The following is a 16,683-nucleotide window of genomic DNA, read 5'->3' on the forward strand; positions in this document are numbered from 1 at the left end:
TCGGGGGCAATTCGCATCAGGTGTCATGCAGGTAGCATGACACTGGGATGATGAGGAAGAAAAAGCAAATTTTGCCTTTTACGGTCAATCTATTATACTTAGTAAGACTTCAATAAACTAATGAATTATACTTTATATCTAATTAAATGCACAAGATATTAATAAGAAATAACTACAAACCTTTGGTCGGAAAAATCAAGATTAATGGCTCAAAAAATGCTGTTTTACCAATAATGGCAGCAAGTCTATTAAGTAGCTCCCCGGTAATTTTGCATAATGTACCTGATTTAATTGATGTGCATCTAATGTCTAAGTTGCTTGAAAGTCTTGGAGCAGAAGTGAACTTTATGCACAATAAAAATTATAAAGCGAACCATACTTTGAAAATTGACTGCAGCAATATCAACAATCACGTGATGCCATATAAAACCGCAAGTAAGCTAAGAACTTCTTTTCTAATATTGGGTCCAATGCTTAGCAGATTTGGCAAAGCGAGAACAGCATTTCCTGGTGGATGCAACATTGGAAAGCGTCCCGTTGATATGCATATTAAAGCATTAGAAGAAATGGGAGCTAAAATTGAAATTGACGGCTATAATATAATTGCAACAGTGAAAGGAAAGCTACAAGGAAAAGAAATCACATTTGAGAAAATAAGTGTTGGCGCAACAGAAAATGTAATAATGGCAGCAACATTTGCAGAAGGAGTGACAACAATAAACAATGCTGCAACTGAGCCGGAAGTTCTTGATTTAATAGATTTTCTGAAGAAAATGGGTGCTGATATTGAAATTGATAATACAAAGGTCATAATAACAGGAGTTGAAGCACTAAATGGATGTGTTCATAAAATAATACCAGATCGCATAGAAGCAGGCACCTATGCACTAGCTGCTATAATAACCGGTGGTAAGTTGGAGTTGGAAGGAATAAATCTATCTGATATAAGGTGTATTACAAATGAGTTGGAGACTATAGGAGCTATGGTTGAACTGTATGATGGAGGCATTGTTATTTCCAGAAAAAATGGCTCTATTAAGTCTGCTAACGTTGCGACAGATCCATATCCCAATTTTCCCAGTGATATGCAACCACAACTGATGTCTGCAATGTGCATCGCTGATGGGATATCAGTAATTGAAGAGAACATTTTTGAAAACAGATTTACACATGCAGATGAATTGAGAAAGTTAGGTGCTAATATCAGCATCGAGAAAAGCAAAGCTACTATAAGTGGAATAAAAAGCTTATCTGGAGCTAATCTATATGCTACTGACTTAAGATCAACAGCAGCTTTGGTGCTTGCTTCTTTGGTAGCCGGTGGAGAAACTATAATAAACAATTCACATCATTTATGGAGAGGATATGAAGCAATGCATGAAAAACTCAATTCATGTGGAGCTGATATCTCCATTTCGTCTTGAGGATATTTTATGAATGAAGCAACCAAACGAACTATAGTAAAAGAAATAGATGCAATCTTATATGAAGAACATAAGGTATTAGACCATGGATTTATTCGAGTAGTGGATTATATGGGCTCTGATAGCGCTATAGTTCAAGCTGCTCGTGTTTCTTATGGCAAGGGAACAAAACAGATAAGTCAGGATGAAGCACTTATAAAGTATTTAATGAGACATCATCATACAACTCCATTTGAAATGTGTGAAATTAAGTTTCACGTGAAACTTCCAATTTTTGTTGCAAGGCAATGGATAAGGCATAGAACTGCAAATGTGAATGAATATTCAGCAAGGTATTCAATACTTGATAATGAATTTTATACACCTAAACCAGAACAAGTTGCAAAACAATCTGACAATAATAAACAAGGTAGCGGGGAAGCTTTTGATCCAGATACCTCAAAGGAAATAATAGATTCTCTAATAAATGACTCTAATTTAGTATATTCTCATTATGAAAAATTTATTGAGCAGGGGCTTGCAAGAGAAATTGCCAGAACTAACCTAATGCTTAATTACTACACGCAATTTTATTGGAAAATAGATCTGCATAATCTCCTTCATTTTTTGAAGCTTAGAGCTGATAAGCATGCCCAATATGAAATCAGAGTTTATGCAGAAGTTATGCTGGATATAATAAAAAAATGGGTTCCACTGGCCTACAATGCCTTTGTTGAATATTGCCTAGAATCAGCCTGTATTTCAAGAACTGGTCTAGAAATAATTCGCAAATTAATTAAAGGGGAAAACGTTACTAGAGAAGAAAGTAATATTGGTAAAAGAGAATGGGGCGAGCTGATGTCTATACTTGATAAACAATCTTAAAGATAAAGGCATACGTGTCAATCTCCTCTGTCAGTTAACTCTCGTTCACCAGATTGAATCTTGCTTTTTACATCACATTAACTCATCACTTTTATAGAACATCTCATTAAAATCATTTAGAGTTCCAAAATCCTGACCCTTGATAAACAGGTGATCATTAGCAACATGTGCTTCATCAAGAGTAAACAGCTCGTAATGATGATTGTGAGCGGGCCTAACAATTTCATTATATAAAACCATTACTTGTTCGTAGTTATATCCATCGCCAGCATGATATTTACCACGTACGGTATCATAAAAATTCTTTACATCATCATATGTCACTTGCAGCTCCACCTTATACTTTCCCACTTCAAGAGGACTTCCTGTCTTTATTTTTAAGGGATGTTGTGAATTTGCAACACTGTTAGAAGTTTCTGCTTCAATATCAGAATTTTTATCCATATTTTCTATCACACTTGCCATAACAGTTTCTTGTTCATCTTCTGTTGGTTTTGTTTGTTTTTCAGTCTTATTACTGCTACTGTCAGTTTCCACAGTTACTTTTTTTACTTCTATATCTTTTTGAGCTTTCTCATTACTTTGCTTGTGTATTTCATCTCCATGCAATTTTTCCTGCAGAGCTTTTTTCGTATCAGCATAATCATCACGATTGCTTTGCAAAGCTGGTTTATAACTGCTGCTATCATCCGCTTGCATTTGATCTATATAGTTAGATTCTTCTTCCTGTATAGTATTTTTTGCGTTATCCTCACCAACCGTTCCTTTCTCCCCAGACTTGGCTTCACTCTCTACCACAACTTCTTCGTCTACTTGCTCATCATCAATTGTAAATTCAGTACCTATCTGATTGCTATCTTCCTCCAATTCATTAGATAATTTTTCAGATAGCTGGTCACCACTCAAATATGGTTCCTTTGAATATTTAGCATAATTATGGGGATCGGTTCTGTTTTCTGAATAAAACCCACTTTCAAAGTCTGAGTAGGAGCTTTGATTGAGCACAAAAAATAAGTTTTCATAATTAACCAGCATATCACTATCAGGGCTAACAAAATTTAAATATTCATCGCCTTCCCATTCTGGGTGGTGTCTATACTCTGCTATGTAGTATTTACTAGAGTCGAGAGGTATCTTGTCACCTTCTTCCCCATCAAGTTGTAAAACTACTGCTGAATGCCCATTACCTAAATCATTACCTTTTACCACTTTGAATATTTTAATCTCATCCTTTTCTACAAGTTCTTTTAACTCCTCGTTCTTTTCATTTAACTCTTCCTCCCTTTGTCTTTCTGCTTCTCTCTCTCTTGCCAATCTTTCTGCTTCTTCATCAGCTTTCTTCTGCAGTTGTGAGAATACATTTTGTAATATATCTTGTGTGGTTAAGCTATTTGTGTTGCTTAAAAAATTATCTAACACATTTGATGCAATTGGTGACAATTCACCGTGATCATCAAATACTTTTTCCTTTGCTTTATCATAGTGATTTGGGTTATAGATTGCATACAGAGGATAAAAACCATAATCTGCAATTGACGCTCCGTCAGGTGATAGTTCCATTGAGAATCCATAGTAATTAAGTGGAAGATTGGAGGTTAAATATTTACCGTTATCATCCCTAACGTGTAGCTCACTTCTACCATTGTGCTCACTATATTTGTTGTAGTAGATATAAAAATTCTCATGGTTAAGATTGAAGTGATCATCTAGATTATCGAATTGAATTGTACTGCCAAGCTTCTCGCGCAAAAGATTTTTGCTTTCATCTGTAAGCTTTATATGTGCAGAAAAGTAGTATCGATCTATAGGTTCGCCTTTTTCTATTTCAAAGTTCAAAGTAATCTTGTCGTTGACCATTGGTAGCCTCCACAAATTCTATAAATCATTTTATTTATCAATCATACGGTCTGTACTATGAAAAATGTGTTAAACGTTAAGATTTTCTCTGTACCGATTCATCTATATTGCCAAGCTTAATAAAGTTACAAGCTCTTTAAAACAATGTTAAACTCAATCACTATGGCAAAAACAGTTGACGTATTACTACCACTTCCAATTGATCAGTTATTTTCATATGCAATTGAGGAAAATACTGAGATTTTACTTGGAGATTACGTAGTGGTGCCATTTGGCAAAAAACGCTTAATCGGAATAGTTTGGAAATACAGTGATAAAAGTAACCGAGAATTAAAATTTATTGAGCAAAAAATTGATTTACCAAATATTAGACCAAAATTGATCGCATTTGCAGAGTGGGTTGCGCAGTATAACTTAATACCTGTTGGTATGCTTGCCAAAGTGATAATGGGAGGAGTGTTAAAAGTAAATCACATAGATAAATTGGTTTGTGCTAAGCAGAAGCAGGAAATAAGTGAAATAAGTTGCCAATTAAGCCCTGAACAGCAGGTAGCTAGTGATAAAATAATCAGCAGTTTGAATGAGTATTCAGTGACTTTGCTTGATGGTGAGACAGGATCTGGAAAAACGGAAGTTTATCTCTCTGTGATTGCACAATTGATTAAGAATTACACTGCCGTTCCAAATGCTGCTCAGACTTTACCATCCCAGTGCCCAGAGACACAACTGTACGAACATTGTGATTTGGGTCTACCAAGAGGGTGTTATCCGAGTAGCCTGACACTGGGATCCAGTTTTTCATATAACCTCATTACAAATGTTTATTTTAACTTAAAACCAATACCTAATTTACAATCAAAATTCCTGGATTCCAGTGTCAAGCGCTGGAATGACACCTTTATACTCAAGGCAAAACCCACTGTAACATTTAGCATACCGTCTTTGCCACGTACTAGTATGACACCAGAATATGTTGAAATGACATCAGGAGAAGGTAATACACAAATTTTAATCCTCCTACCTGAAATTGTTTTAACTTCACAATTGGTAAATCGTGTTCGCGGTCAGATATCAAAAAACTTAGTTGAATGGCACTCAGGACTCACTCCAAAAACTCGCCGGAATAATTGGCTCAATATAGCAAGTGGAAATGCGCAGATAATTATTGGTGCACGATCAGCACTTTTTTTGCCTTATAAAAACCTAAAATTGATTATCGTTGATGAAGAGCACGACTCATCTTTTAAACAAGAACAGGGAATTATATATAATGCTCGAGATATGGCGATAATCTTAGCCAAATTTGAAAATATTCCGATTATTTTATCATCAGCTACTCCACTGCTTGAAACGATTCATCATGTTAAAAACGGGAATTACAATCATGTAAAGCTAACTAAACGATTTGGTGGTGCAGAATTGCCACTCATTAAAGTAGTAGATATGAGGAACAACAAGCAATGGATCTCCTCTGAGCTTTTTGAAAGCATCAAACAAACCATAGAGAAAAAACAGCAGGTTATGCTTTTTCTAAACCGCAGAGGGTATGCACAACTGGCAATTTGTAAAAAGTGTGGATATAAAATTTCCTGCTTAAATTGTGCTGTTTGGCTTACATATCACAAGAAAAAAAATGCTCTTTTGTGCCATCATTGCTCTTATCAATTAAAACTTCCAGAGAAATGCTCTAATTGCCAAAGTGAACAGCCATTGTCCCTCTACGGCATAGGAATTGAAAGGTTGCTTGAAGAAATGGTGAAATTAATACCAAACGCAAAAACTGCGATGATAAGCAGCGATCAGAAGTCGGTTAGTAACGTAATTGACTTGATATTGAAAGAAGAGGTGAACATTATAATCGGCACACAAATAATTGCTAAAGGGCACAATTTTCCCAAATTAACTTTGGTTGGAGTAATGAATGCAGATTTGAGTCTCGAAAATTCTGATTTGAGAGCAGCGGAAAAGACGTATCAATTATTGCACCAAGTTGCAGGCAGATCAGGAAGGTTTAATGAAAAAGGAATGGTAATAGTGCAAACCAATAATCCTGAAAGTTCAATAATAAAAGCATTGCTGCATCAAAAAAGAGACTCATTTTATGAAATCGAACTTAAGTCAAGACGCGAAGCCAAAATGCCACCATTTAGCAGATTAATAGCGCTTATAATCTGTGGTAAGAATCAGATTGCAACACAAAAAGCAGCGAATGAAATAGTAAAATCTCTTCTCTGTCATTCAAGTAGCTCAACTATTTGTATCCAGGAAAAAAATGTAGGTGTAGACAAAAAGGAATTTGAAATTCTTGGCCCATCACCAGCAGCGATAAATTTTTTAAATAATAAGTATCGGTATAGGGTATTATTAAAAATACACAATAAGCATAGTCTATCCATACAAAAAAAGCTGAAATATTGGATTAAAAATTGTAACTTGAATTCGAGTATTGCAGTGATAATAGATGTTGATCCTGTGAGTTTTTTTTAACGAGTTTATTTATATTCGTTAAGCCTTCTTGCCAATTACCACAACATTCTCACTGGGAAAAAAATAATCAGGTACAGCCATATTTTTCGGTGCAGGACCCCCAATTACTCGACCTGATGTATCATAATATGAACCGTGGCAAGGACAGAACCAACCATTACCATCTCTTGTAGCGTGGTCAACCGGTACACACCCAAGATGTGTACATATTCCAAGCATAATTAACCATTCGTCTTTTCCTTCGTATACTCTCTGCTCATCTAATTGAGGATCCCTCAAGCTCTTCACATTCACAGCTCTTGCAGCCTCAATTTCTTGCTTTGTGCGTCTACGAATGAATACTGGTTTACCTTGCCACTTTACTTTTACTCCGTGTCCTTCCTGAATTCCAGACAAATTCACCTCCACTGTGGAAGTTGCTAGAACTTCAGCAGAAGGATTCATAGATTTAACCAGTGGCCAAAGTCCGCTTGCAGCTCCTATACCTGCCATAGCGCATGTAGTTAATGTTATAAAATCTCTCCTACTCTTATTTTTAGTAAGATCTTTAACAGGAGGTGTTTTTTTATCCTCTTTGTCTGCCAGTGGTTTTTTATTTTTAGTTAATTTTTTGTCCATTGATCTTTACTTAGCCATAAGTATATATTTTAATTTAAATACTGCGTATTAATCAACAAAAACCTGCGCTTTTTGTTTAACCTATACTACGGTTAAGAAGCGATAGAGTTTTCAACTTCAAAAATACTATCTTCAGTGGAATCAGGATCTTCAATTTTCGCTACTGACACCACTTTTTCTCTACTTTCTGTTTTAAACAGAGTGACTCCTTGAGTGCTGCGTCCTGCAATTCTAATCTCATTGACCGAAATGCGAATTAACTTTCCTTTATCTGTAATAAGCATTATATTATCACCCTGCTCAACTGGAAAACTAGCAACAACATTACCGTTTCTGCTAGTAGTAAGAATATTGGTGATACCAACACCACCCCTGTTAGTTACTCTATACTCATACGCAGAAGTTCTTTTACCAAAGCCATTTTCAGTAATAGTTAATATAAACTCCTCATTCACTGCAAGTTTTAAGAATAATTCGTTATCTATTCCTAAATCATTCAAAGTCTTTTCCAATTTAGAATCAATGGAGTTATTAATTGCAGTCCCCAGTCTTTTTGCAAGTGGAACTTTTAAGTAAAGTTCTTTTGTTTCTGTTGCTACACCTATCCCATTTAATATGGTCATGGATATCACGCTGTCATTCTTTACAAGTTTGATACCTCTTACGCCATCTGAATTGCGACTCTTAAATTGACGCACATCACTTACAACAAATCTGATACTTTTTCCAAGCGTTGTTGAAAGTAAAACATGGTCAATTTCATTACATACCTTAACCGATACTAATTTGTCTCCTTCATCGAGCTTTATTGCTATTTTTCCATTGCTTGGAATATAGTGAAAGTCCGCTAAGGAGTTACGCCTTATGTTTCCATAGGCAGTAGCAAAAACTATGTTTTGATTTTCGTCATTTTCACTTGGCAATGGCATGATATTAGTTATAGTTTCACCATCGCTAAGCGGAAATATGTTAACAAGTGCTCTTCCACGTGCGGTTGGCTCTGCAAGAGGTAACTTATAAACTTTTAATCTATAAACTCGACCAATGTTAGAAAAGAATAAAAAGCTAGTATGGGTATTTCCAACAAATAATTCTGTGATTACATCCTCTTCTTTTAATCCCTGTCCTAGCTTTCCTTTTCCACCACGACGCTGAGTTCTGTAGTGAGAAAGTTTTACACGCTTGATATAACCATTCATAGTTACGGTTATCACCATATCCTCTTGTGGAATTAGATCTTCAGCTTCAATGTCCGCGTCTGACTCTTCTATTGAAGTTTTTCGCGGCACAGCAAATCTGTTCTTTATTTCTTGTAGATTGTTTTTTATTTCTTTCATCAACTTCTCTCCTGAGCCAAGAAAAGCGATATATTCTTTTATCAGGTTGATCATTGAACTTAGCTCAGCTTCTAATTTGTCTTTTTCAAGGCCTGTTAAACGCTGCAGTTTCATATCAAGGATAGCTTTAATTTGTAGTTCAGTTAATCTATACACTCCATCTTTCAAAAAGCTTGCGCTATCTGAAATCAACTCGATAATAGTATTGATTTCATTCGAAGTTTTCCATTCTTTATTTAAAAGTTCTCTACTTGCTTCCGCAGGATCTTTTGCACCGCGGATGATTTTTATCACTTCATCTATGCTGAGGACCGCAATGTAGAGCCCTATATATATATGAGCTTTTTCCCTCGTTTTTCTTAGACGAAATTCTGTTCTCCTGATTAATACTTCTTTTCTAAAATCAACAAAAGCAGTTATGATTTCTTTCAATGACATCAAAGCAGGCCTGTTGTTATTGAGCACTAAAGTGTTAACACTAAAACTACTTCTTAGTGGAGTTAGCCCCAATATTTGATTAAGTATAAAACTTGCTTCAGCATTTCTTTTGAGGTCAATTACTACTCTAATACCAGACTTATCGGACTCATCCCTAATTTCTGTTATACCATCAATTCTTTTTTCTTTTACAAGCTCACCTATCTTCTCAATTAATTTTACTTTATTTACCTGGTAAGGTATTTCATCAATCACTATTGCTTGCCTATCTTGTGGCAGATCTTCTATATGAGTCTTGCCTTGCACAACAATTGATCCACGACCAGTTGCAAATGCTGATCTTATTCCAGACCTTCCAAGAATTGTTCCCCCAGTTGGAAAATCCGGCCCTGGCATCACTTCAAGTAACTCATCCAAAGTAACTTCAGGATTATTTACATATAATATACAAGCATCTATTATTTCTCCAAGATTATGAGAAGGAATATTGGTTGCCATACCAACTGCAACACCACTTGCACCGTTTACCAATAGATTCGGAAACTCTGCAGGCAGCACAACTGGTTCTGTTTCATTTCCATCGTAGTTTGGCCTAAAATTAACTGTATCTTCATCAATATCATTCAGTAAAAAGTGCGACACTTTTTGAAGTCTTGCTTCTGTGTATCGCATTGAAGCTGGTGGATCTCCATCTATCGAACCAAAGTTACCTTGCCCATCAACAAGTGGTAAAAGAAGAGAGAAATCTTGGGCCATTCTAACCAAGGAATCGTAAATAGCTGCATCACCATGTGGGTGATATTTCCCCATTACATCCCCAACTATACGAGCTGCCTTTTTATATGGCTTACCGGCATCGAATCCAGCTCTTGACATTGCATATAATATGCGCCTGTGAACAGGTTTAAATCCATCCCGCACGTCAGGTATAGCCCGGCTTATGATAACGCTCATTGCGTAGGAAAGATAAGAATCTTCCAGCTCTTTTACTATTGAGATTGGTACTATATTATCCTGCATTTTCTATACTTTAATTGAAGTAATTAATAATACTAACATTCAGTTAAGCAAATGGGCAATGACAGACTTGAACTGCCGACCTCCTCGGTGTAAACGAGATGCTCTACCAGCTGAGCTAATTGCCCCTTTAGATCTAATTCTATAGCTCAATATTATTATTGTAAACAAAAATAGCAATAAATTGTATCCGTTCAGCAGAGTGGCAAAATAGGTAGACAAGGTGATCTAAAAAGATAATCATAGAGTAAATGTGAGGTAAGTCCTTACAATAAATGGTGTCATCCAAGTAGCCGACACTGGGATCCAGAAAAAAGAATGGTGTCATTCCAGTGCTTGACACTGGAATCCAGCTTTTTCATAATCATTAAAACGTTGTATTTTTACATAAAACAGCTATTTTTATGCTCGCCAACTTAATAAAATTCCTGGATCCCAGTGTCAAGCACTGGGATGACACCCTCCTGATAGGCCAAAATCACAATGTTCGTACAGTTATGCATTTGTTGTGTAAATTACCTTTGCAAACAAATGTTCGTACATCTGTGTTTCACACACTTTGCTTCAATATTTGCACATTAGCCACTCCCTTGAACAGATACGATAAATTAGATTTAGGTGAGCTATAAGCTTTTATGAAATCTTTGAGTGCGTGCTGTGAAGTTTTATAAATTTTAGTCTTGCTGTCACTTTGTATAAAGGTATTTTTTCACTCACATCTTTCGAAGTTGTAGCCATGTTCAACAATTTTAAGTAGAATATTGTAGCATTTTGAAAATCTGAAAGTTTATCTAGAATAACAGCTAAATTATAAGTATAAAAAATATTGTTTTCATCGAGGGAAATAGCAGTTATCATATACTCTTTACCTTTTACATAATCCTCCTTTTTCATATAGATCATACCTAAATTTGCTAATAAAGGAGCATAATTTTTATGTATATCATACAATTTTAACATTTCACTCAACGCCAGATCAGGATTATATTGTGAGATTATCGTCAGAAAATTTTTTAATATGTAAGGGTTACTAGGGTGTTCTTTTAACAGTCTTGTGTAAATCTCTACAGCTTTTTTGTATTCTTTATTAGCGTAATAAATATTTCCCAATCCAATTAAAGCATTTTTATGATAAGGAAACTTTGCAATGATCTGATTAAGGAGAGAAATAGCTGTTTCATTATCTCCTGATTCAAAGGAATCTTTTGCTTTTTTTAAAGTAGAGTATATGTCAAAACTCTTGCCAGAATTCTGCGCAATTTTGATGTTAAATTTATCACTTTTTCTCTCAATAACATCAAGATCTTTATATTTTTTATCAGCTTTTATATGCTTGACAACACTATCAAAGGCCTTCTGTATCTCCAAATTTTCACTAGCATAGGTAACAGAAGACCTCCATAAAATCACAACGCAAATTAACATGCAGATAAACATAGGTCCTAGTGTTGTGGCATTGGCTGCAGCGTGTAACCAGTAAACCTTATTTCTTTGAGCTATATGCAACACATTACAAATTCATAAATGCTAAATTACCTATCTCATACAATAATAAAGATATTATTAATTAGCGGGACGAACATGCTGTGTAGCCTTTCAGAATGCATTTATCTTTTGTCTTCCATATTTCGCTTTATTTCCACAAAAATGCTTCAATTTATCTTAACATTTTGTCAACTACCTTTGTAGATTTAAAAGGGCATTTTTACATATTCCATATGGCTGCCAGTTGCACCCCTCACATGCGTACTCGAATTTCTCTAAAGACATTTTCTCCCTAATCTTTTCTACCGCTTCACTCCAGGTCAAAGTCTCGCCAATTTTAATTCCTAAAATTTCCATATGCCTTCTATCTAGCTCTAAAACTTTAGCTTGTTCGGTGCATTTACCTTGTTTAGTCTGGTTTGGGCAAGCACTACAAATACTATCAAGGTTACCAACTACTTCGATTTGAGTACTAACCACTTCACTTGCTATCTTCCTATAATTTTCTACAAAACCCTGAGAATACCCATATCCCCGAAACGCGAGGGTGCACATAAAATGATGAGGGCGAAATTTTATCATTTTTTCAAATATTGCAAAGCTGCTACAAGTAGAAAAATTTTTATCAAACCAGGAAGGATAAATGGTAAAACACCCACCATTATTGCTTGTCCCAGACCCAAGTAAACAGCAAGCCAACTAACACCACAAATAAAGATTACAACTGTACCAGCCAGACAACTTAAAGAATTACACACAAATGATTTATATTTAGAGTTCAGTAATTCATTTACTTTGCTCATTACCATAACAGCAGCTAAACAGCCAATTAAATATCCACCTGTTGGTCCAAGGAGAGCGTGATAACCACCAGAAAAATTTGCAAGAACAGGCAATCCTGCTGCACCAAGTGATAGATATGTAAGCACAGAATAGAATGCTGTTCTGCGGTTAAATTTAAGCCCAATAAGCATTACTCCTAAAGTTTGCAATGTGATAGGCACAGGCTGCAATGGTATACTTATTTGAGCCATCAAGAATAAAAGTAAAACGCAAGACAATATTTCAGCCAGTGTTGATCTGCTGCTAGATTGTGTTATAAACATACCTTCCCAATAAAAATAACTTATTAAATGTAATATATGTGTATGAGAGGTTTTGCAATTTAAATTTTGCTTATATTGTGCTACAATGAATTATTTATGCACTATTAAATTAAAAATGATGAGTAAACAAGATCTATTATCGTTGATGAAAGCAAGACACAGCGGACGTTCATACGATCCTACAAGAGCAATATCTCAGGAAGACATGGATATTTTAATGGAAGCTGTAAGGCTGACTTCCTCATGTTTTGGTGATGAACCCTGGAGATACGTAATATGCAACAAACAGAACAATCAAAGCGCATGGGAAAAGCTGCTAAATTGCCTTGATGAATCTAATCAAAAATGGGCAAAAGATGCACAAGTGTTAATCATATCTTTAAGCGCTAAGAATTTCCGCAAATCTGATAAAGGTGAAAATTTTTGGGCTAATCACGATACTGGTGCAGCGAATTATGGACTTATGTTACAAGCTGCAGTTATGAACTTAATGGCCCATCAAATGGGTGGATTTGATAGAGATAAAATAGTGAAAGAGTTCAATATACCCAATGACTTTAACGTAATGTCAGTGATAGCGGTTGGTTACGAAGAAGAGGGTGCTGAAACAAGTAAGAAGAAAAGAAGACCAATAGAAGAAATATTTTTTTATGATGAGTGGCCAAAATTCTGAAAATTTTATCAAAATGCACGGCACTGGTAACAATTTCGTTATCATAGACTCACGTTCAACAAACAATTTAGACTGGAACCATAGACAAATTGCTGATCAAAGCAGTTGTGATCAAGTGATAATTATAACAATGTCTAATGCTGCAGACTGTTTTATGCATATCTATAATGCTGATGGCAGTCGAGCTGAAATGTGCGGAAACGCAGCACGCTGTGTTGGATATTTGATAATGTCAGAAAAAGGTGCTGAATACTCCATTATTGAGCTAACAAGCAAACGCATTTTAGAGTGTTTTAAAGTGGGTGATAAATCCATAAAGGTTAACATGGGTAAACCTTTGCTAAAATGGCATGAAATTCCCTTATCTACTGAGTGTGACACTCTTCACTTACCTATAGAGCTTGAAATGCTAAAAGATCCTGTTGCAGTAAATATTGGCAATCCTCACATAGTTTTTTTTGTTGATAACATAAGTGAAATACCATTGCGAAATTTAGGACCAAAGCTAGAAAATCACGCATTATTTCCTCGGAAAATTAATGTTAGTATTGCACAAGTTGAAAAGTCTGGAGAAATAGCTTTAAGAGTTTGGGAAAGAGGTACAGGCATTACTGCATCATGCGGTAGTGCAGCCTGTGCAGCACTTGTTGCATCCACACTACGTGGATATCTGGTTGCCCAACAGACTTCAGTAAATTTACCAGGAGGCAAGTTATTAATCGAATGGGCAAATAACGTATTCATGACCGGTGATATAGGGTTTTTGTGACCCTAATTCTAGTGATGCATTACTTCCAATACCTTCTTACCAATTACTGCAGGGGTTTCAGCAATTGCAATTCCAGCGCTCCGCATAACTTCTAGTTTTGCACCAGCACTTCCACCGCTGGAAGAGATGATTGCTCCAGCGTGTCCCATACGTCTTCCTGGAGGTGCCGTTTGGCCTGCTACAAAACCAACGATTGGCTTTTTAGTTTTTTCTGTTTTCACAAAATGTGATACATCTTCTTCTTCGTTTCCACCTATTTCACCAATAACTACAATACCATGAGTATCGTTATCTTTTAAAAAGAGCTCCATACAGTCGACAAATGTTATACCATGAACTGGATCCCCCCCAATTCCGATACACGTGGATTGACCAAGACCAACAGCGGTTGTTTGTGCTACTGCCTCGTAAGTTAAAGTTCCGGAGCGAGACATAATTCCTATGTGTCCACGCTTATGGATATGGCCAGGCATAATTCCTATTTTGCATTCTTCAGGGGTAATAATTCCCGGGCAGTTGGGACCAATCAATCGACTTTTTGAGCCGATAAGCGCACGCTTAACTTTCACCATATCAAGTATAGGAATGCCCTCTGTAATACAAATTATCAATTCTATTTTTGCATCTATTGCTTCAAGTATTGCAGCAGCAGCAAATTTAGCAGGTACATATATAACTGTAGCATTTGCACCGGTTTTTTCTTTGGCTTCTGCTACAGTATTAAAAACCGGTAAATTAAGGTGAGTGCTCCCACCCTTTCCAGGAGTTACACCTCCCACCATTTTCGTTCCGTAATCAATTGCTTGCTCTGAATGAAATGTGCCTTGTGCGCCAGTAAAACCCTGGCATATTAATCTTGTATCTTTGTTTACTAAAACGGACATGCTTTATTTTACCTCTTTTACTATCTTTTGCGCAGCTTCATCTAGCTCATCTGCAGCAATAATATTTAATCCTGACTCTTCTAAAATTTTTTTTCCTTCTTCAAAATTAGTACCTGATAATCTAACCACTAGAGGAACTTTAATGCTCATTTCTTTTGCAGCCGCAACAATTCCACTTGCGATAATATCGCAACGCATTATACCACCAAATATGTTAACCAGAATTCCTTTTACGTTGCTATCAGACAATATGATTTTAAATGCTTCAGTTACAGTTTCTTTACTCGCTCCACCACCAACATCCAAAAAGTTAGCAGGCTCTGCTCCGTAGTATTTTATTATATCCATTGTTGCCATAGCAAGACCTGCACCATTTACCATGCAACCAATACTGCCATCCATTTTGATGTAACTGAGCCCATACTTTGAAGCCTCTATCTCTTCTTTCACTTCCTCATCATAATCACGAAGTTCCATAATTTCTGGGTGACGATATAAAGCATTATCATCGAAATTAATTTTTGCATCGAGCGCAATAAAATCTCCAGAATTTGTTTCAACCAGTGGATTAATTTCAATTTGGCTCGCATCAGTTGCAATAAACGCATCATATATTTTTTTTGCAATGTTCGATATCTTTTCTATTTGTTCTGGACTCAAATGAAAACTGCTGCTTAACTTGCTGCTATCAAAACTTGTAGCAGGATCAATATCAAATTTCACAATTTTTGCAGGAGAATTTTTTGCCACTTCTTCGATGTCCATTCCACCTTCTGAGGAAAATATGAATATTGGCCTACTGAGCTTCGGGTCGATTACCAGGCTTAAATAATACTCTTTCTTAATGCTTGAGCCTTCTTCAACGTACACTTTTCTTACTTGCTGCCCGCTTGGCCCTGTTTGATGAGTAACTAAAGTCATACCAATCATGTCCTTTACAAACTGTTGAGCTTCTTCAACTGACTTTGCTAGCTTTACGCCACCGGCTTTACCCCTACCACCTGCATGAATTTGAGCTTTAACTACAAACACGTCAGATTTTAATTGACTTACTTGAGTCTTTACTTCTTCTGCAGATGTAGCAACAAAACCTTTTGGCACTGGGACATTAAATTTATGCAAAACTTCTTTCGCTTGATATTCGTGAATATTCATAAAATAACCAATGATAAACTATTAACTTGAGTACAAACTACCAACCATAACGTTGCCTTCTGCACTCTTGTTGGTACCTCTTTTTTTTAGCTTCAGCTTTCTTTTTAGCTCTTTTTTCTGATTTTTTTTCATGATATTGTTTTTTCATTTTCAACCCTCTTCCTTCCTTTTGAATTGTTTTTTTCAATACTGGAAGAGCTCTGTCTACATCACCATAATGGACTGATACTTCTATCAAACTCTATACCTCCTTCGGTAATCATTTCAAAATCTATTTATAAATTAGAAAATTAACATTGTCAATTATTTTATAAACTTGAGCGTTAAAATGTAATATGCCATAATTTACATGGTAAATAATGTCATTCCAGTGTCAGCTACTTGCTTACTGATGGAGATTGCTCTTATGTTACAGCGTTCTTACAATTATACTAACATCGGGGCGGAGAGATTTGAACTCCCGACCCTTTGGTCCCAAACCAAATGCGCTACCAGGCTGCGCTACGCCCCGACTTCTTTACTCAGAGTATCAATAACTCAGGCAAAATGCAAGATTCATTTGTTTACTT

General features: G+C 36.0%; 14 protein-coding genes and 2 tRNA genes. 5 read left to right on the forward strand and 11 right to left on the reverse strand.

The genetic code is table 11. The features are described 5' to 3' along the window. Positions 1 to 146: 146 nt before the first annotated feature. Positions 147 to 1,424 (forward strand): UDP-N-acetylglucosamine 1-carboxyvinyltransferase, encoded by a 1,278-nt coding sequence (gene murA, locus ACJZL3_RS06585; RefSeq protein WP_006279833.1) that lies wholly within the window; start codon positions 147 to 149, stop codon positions 1,422 to 1,424. Positions 1,425 to 1,433: 9 nt separating this feature from the next. Continuing rightward, positions 1,434 to 2,288, forward strand: coding sequence for an FAD-dependent thymidylate synthase (thyX, locus tag ACJZL3_RS06590; RefSeq protein WP_010082033.1), 855 nt, complete (start codon positions 1,434 to 1,436; stop codon positions 2,286 to 2,288). A 72-nt stretch (positions 2,289 to 2,360) separates the two neighbouring features. Here the strand turns inward: thyX and ACJZL3_RS06595 are convergent, their stop codons facing one another. Beyond that, on the reverse strand, positions 2,361 to 4,145 hold the full coding sequence (locus ACJZL3_RS06595) for a hypothetical protein (RefSeq protein WP_010963093.1): 1,785 nt from the start codon (positions 4,143 to 4,145) through the stop codon (positions 2,361 to 2,363). Positions 4,146 to 4,289: 144 nt separating this feature from the next. Between ACJZL3_RS06595 and priA the strand changes: the two genes are divergently transcribed. Then, complete coding sequence (priA, locus tag ACJZL3_RS06600; protein WP_010963094.1) at positions 4,290 to 6,632, forward strand: replication restart helicase PriA; 2,343 nt, start codon at positions 4,290 to 4,292, stop codon at positions 6,630 to 6,632. 18 nt (positions 6,633 to 6,650) lie between these two features. On the opposite strand, the gene petA is transcribed toward priA, so the two are convergent. The 6 genes from petA to ACJZL3_RS06630 form a co-directional block, all read right to left on the reverse strand. After that, positions 6,651 to 7,250 (reverse strand): ubiquinol-cytochrome c reductase iron-sulfur subunit, encoded by a 600-nt coding sequence (petA, locus tag ACJZL3_RS06605; RefSeq protein WP_010963095.1) that lies wholly within the window; start codon positions 7,248 to 7,250, stop codon positions 6,651 to 6,653. 92 nt (positions 7,251 to 7,342) lie between these two features. Further along, on the reverse strand, positions 7,343 to 10,045 hold the full coding sequence (gene gyrA, locus ACJZL3_RS06610; RefSeq protein WP_070356997.1) for a DNA topoisomerase (ATP-hydrolyzing) subunit A: 2,703 nt from the start codon (positions 10,043 to 10,045) through the stop codon (positions 7,343 to 7,345). A 52-nt stretch (positions 10,046 to 10,097) separates the two neighbouring features. Continuing rightward, a tRNA-Val gene (locus ACJZL3_RS06615) sits at positions 10,098 to 10,170 on the reverse strand. Between the two features lie 505 nt (positions 10,171 to 10,675). Further along, positions 10,676 to 11,551, reverse strand: coding sequence for a tetratricopeptide repeat protein (locus ACJZL3_RS06620; RefSeq protein WP_010082043.1), 876 nt, complete (start codon positions 11,549 to 11,551; stop codon positions 10,676 to 10,678). Between the two features lie 168 nt (positions 11,552 to 11,719). Next, positions 11,720 to 12,109 (reverse strand): DUF1284 domain-containing protein, encoded by a 390-nt coding sequence (locus ACJZL3_RS06625; RefSeq protein ID WP_010082044.1) that lies wholly within the window; start codon positions 12,107 to 12,109, stop codon positions 11,720 to 11,722. Continuing rightward, a complete protein-coding gene (locus ACJZL3_RS06630; protein ID WP_015589442.1) occupies positions 12,106 to 12,633 on the reverse strand; it encodes a biotin transporter BioY in 528 nt (175 codons plus the stop codon). Before ACJZL3_RS06630 ends, ACJZL3_RS06625 begins: the two co-directional genes overlap by 4 nt. Before the next feature lie 85 nt (positions 12,634 to 12,718). Between ACJZL3_RS06630 and ACJZL3_RS06635 the strand changes: the two genes are divergently transcribed. Together ACJZL3_RS06635 and dapF are read left to right on the forward strand one after the other, a co-directional pair. Next, the gene (locus tag ACJZL3_RS06635; protein WP_419198972.1) at positions 12,719 to 13,306 is read left to right on the forward strand and encodes a nitroreductase family protein; all 588 of its coding nucleotides are present in this window, start codon (positions 12,719 to 12,721) and stop codon (positions 13,304 to 13,306) included. Continuing rightward, entirely contained in the window at positions 13,287 to 14,075 is a 789-nt protein-coding gene (gene dapF, locus ACJZL3_RS06640) for a diaminopimelate epimerase (RefSeq protein WP_006279822.1), read from the forward strand. Before ACJZL3_RS06635 ends, dapF begins: the two co-directional genes overlap by 20 nt. Before the next feature lie 8 nt (positions 14,076 to 14,083). On the opposite strand, the gene sucD is transcribed toward dapF, so the two are convergent. From sucD to ACJZL3_RS06660, 4 genes are all read right to left on the reverse strand, one after another. Continuing rightward, entirely contained in the window at positions 14,084 to 14,959 is an 876-nt protein-coding gene (gene sucD / locus ACJZL3_RS06645) for a succinate--CoA ligase subunit alpha (RefSeq protein WP_010963102.1), read from the reverse strand. Between the two features lie 3 nt (positions 14,960 to 14,962). After that, positions 14,963 to 16,114: an ADP-forming succinate--CoA ligase subunit beta gene (gene sucC / locus ACJZL3_RS06650; protein WP_006279820.1), complete on the reverse strand. Its 1,152-nt coding sequence runs from the start codon at positions 16,112 to 16,114 to the stop codon at positions 14,963 to 14,965. A gap of 37 nt (positions 16,115 to 16,151) precedes the next feature. Further along, positions 16,152 to 16,352 carry a 30S ribosomal protein S21 gene (rpsU, locus tag ACJZL3_RS06655; protein WP_006279819.1) on the reverse strand — a complete coding sequence of 67 codons (201 nt, stop codon included), beginning with the start codon at positions 16,350 to 16,352 and terminating at the stop codon, positions 16,152 to 16,154. Positions 16,353 to 16,551: 199 nt separating this feature from the next. Continuing rightward, positions 16,552 to 16,625 (reverse strand) — tRNA-Pro (locus ACJZL3_RS06660). Positions 16,626 to 16,683: the final 58 nt, after the last annotated feature.

Source organism: Wolbachia endosymbiont of Rhagoletis cingulata, assembly GCF_048537655.1.
Taxonomy (GTDB): Bacteria; Pseudomonadota; Alphaproteobacteria; order Rickettsiales; family Anaplasmataceae; genus Wolbachia; species Wolbachia pipientis.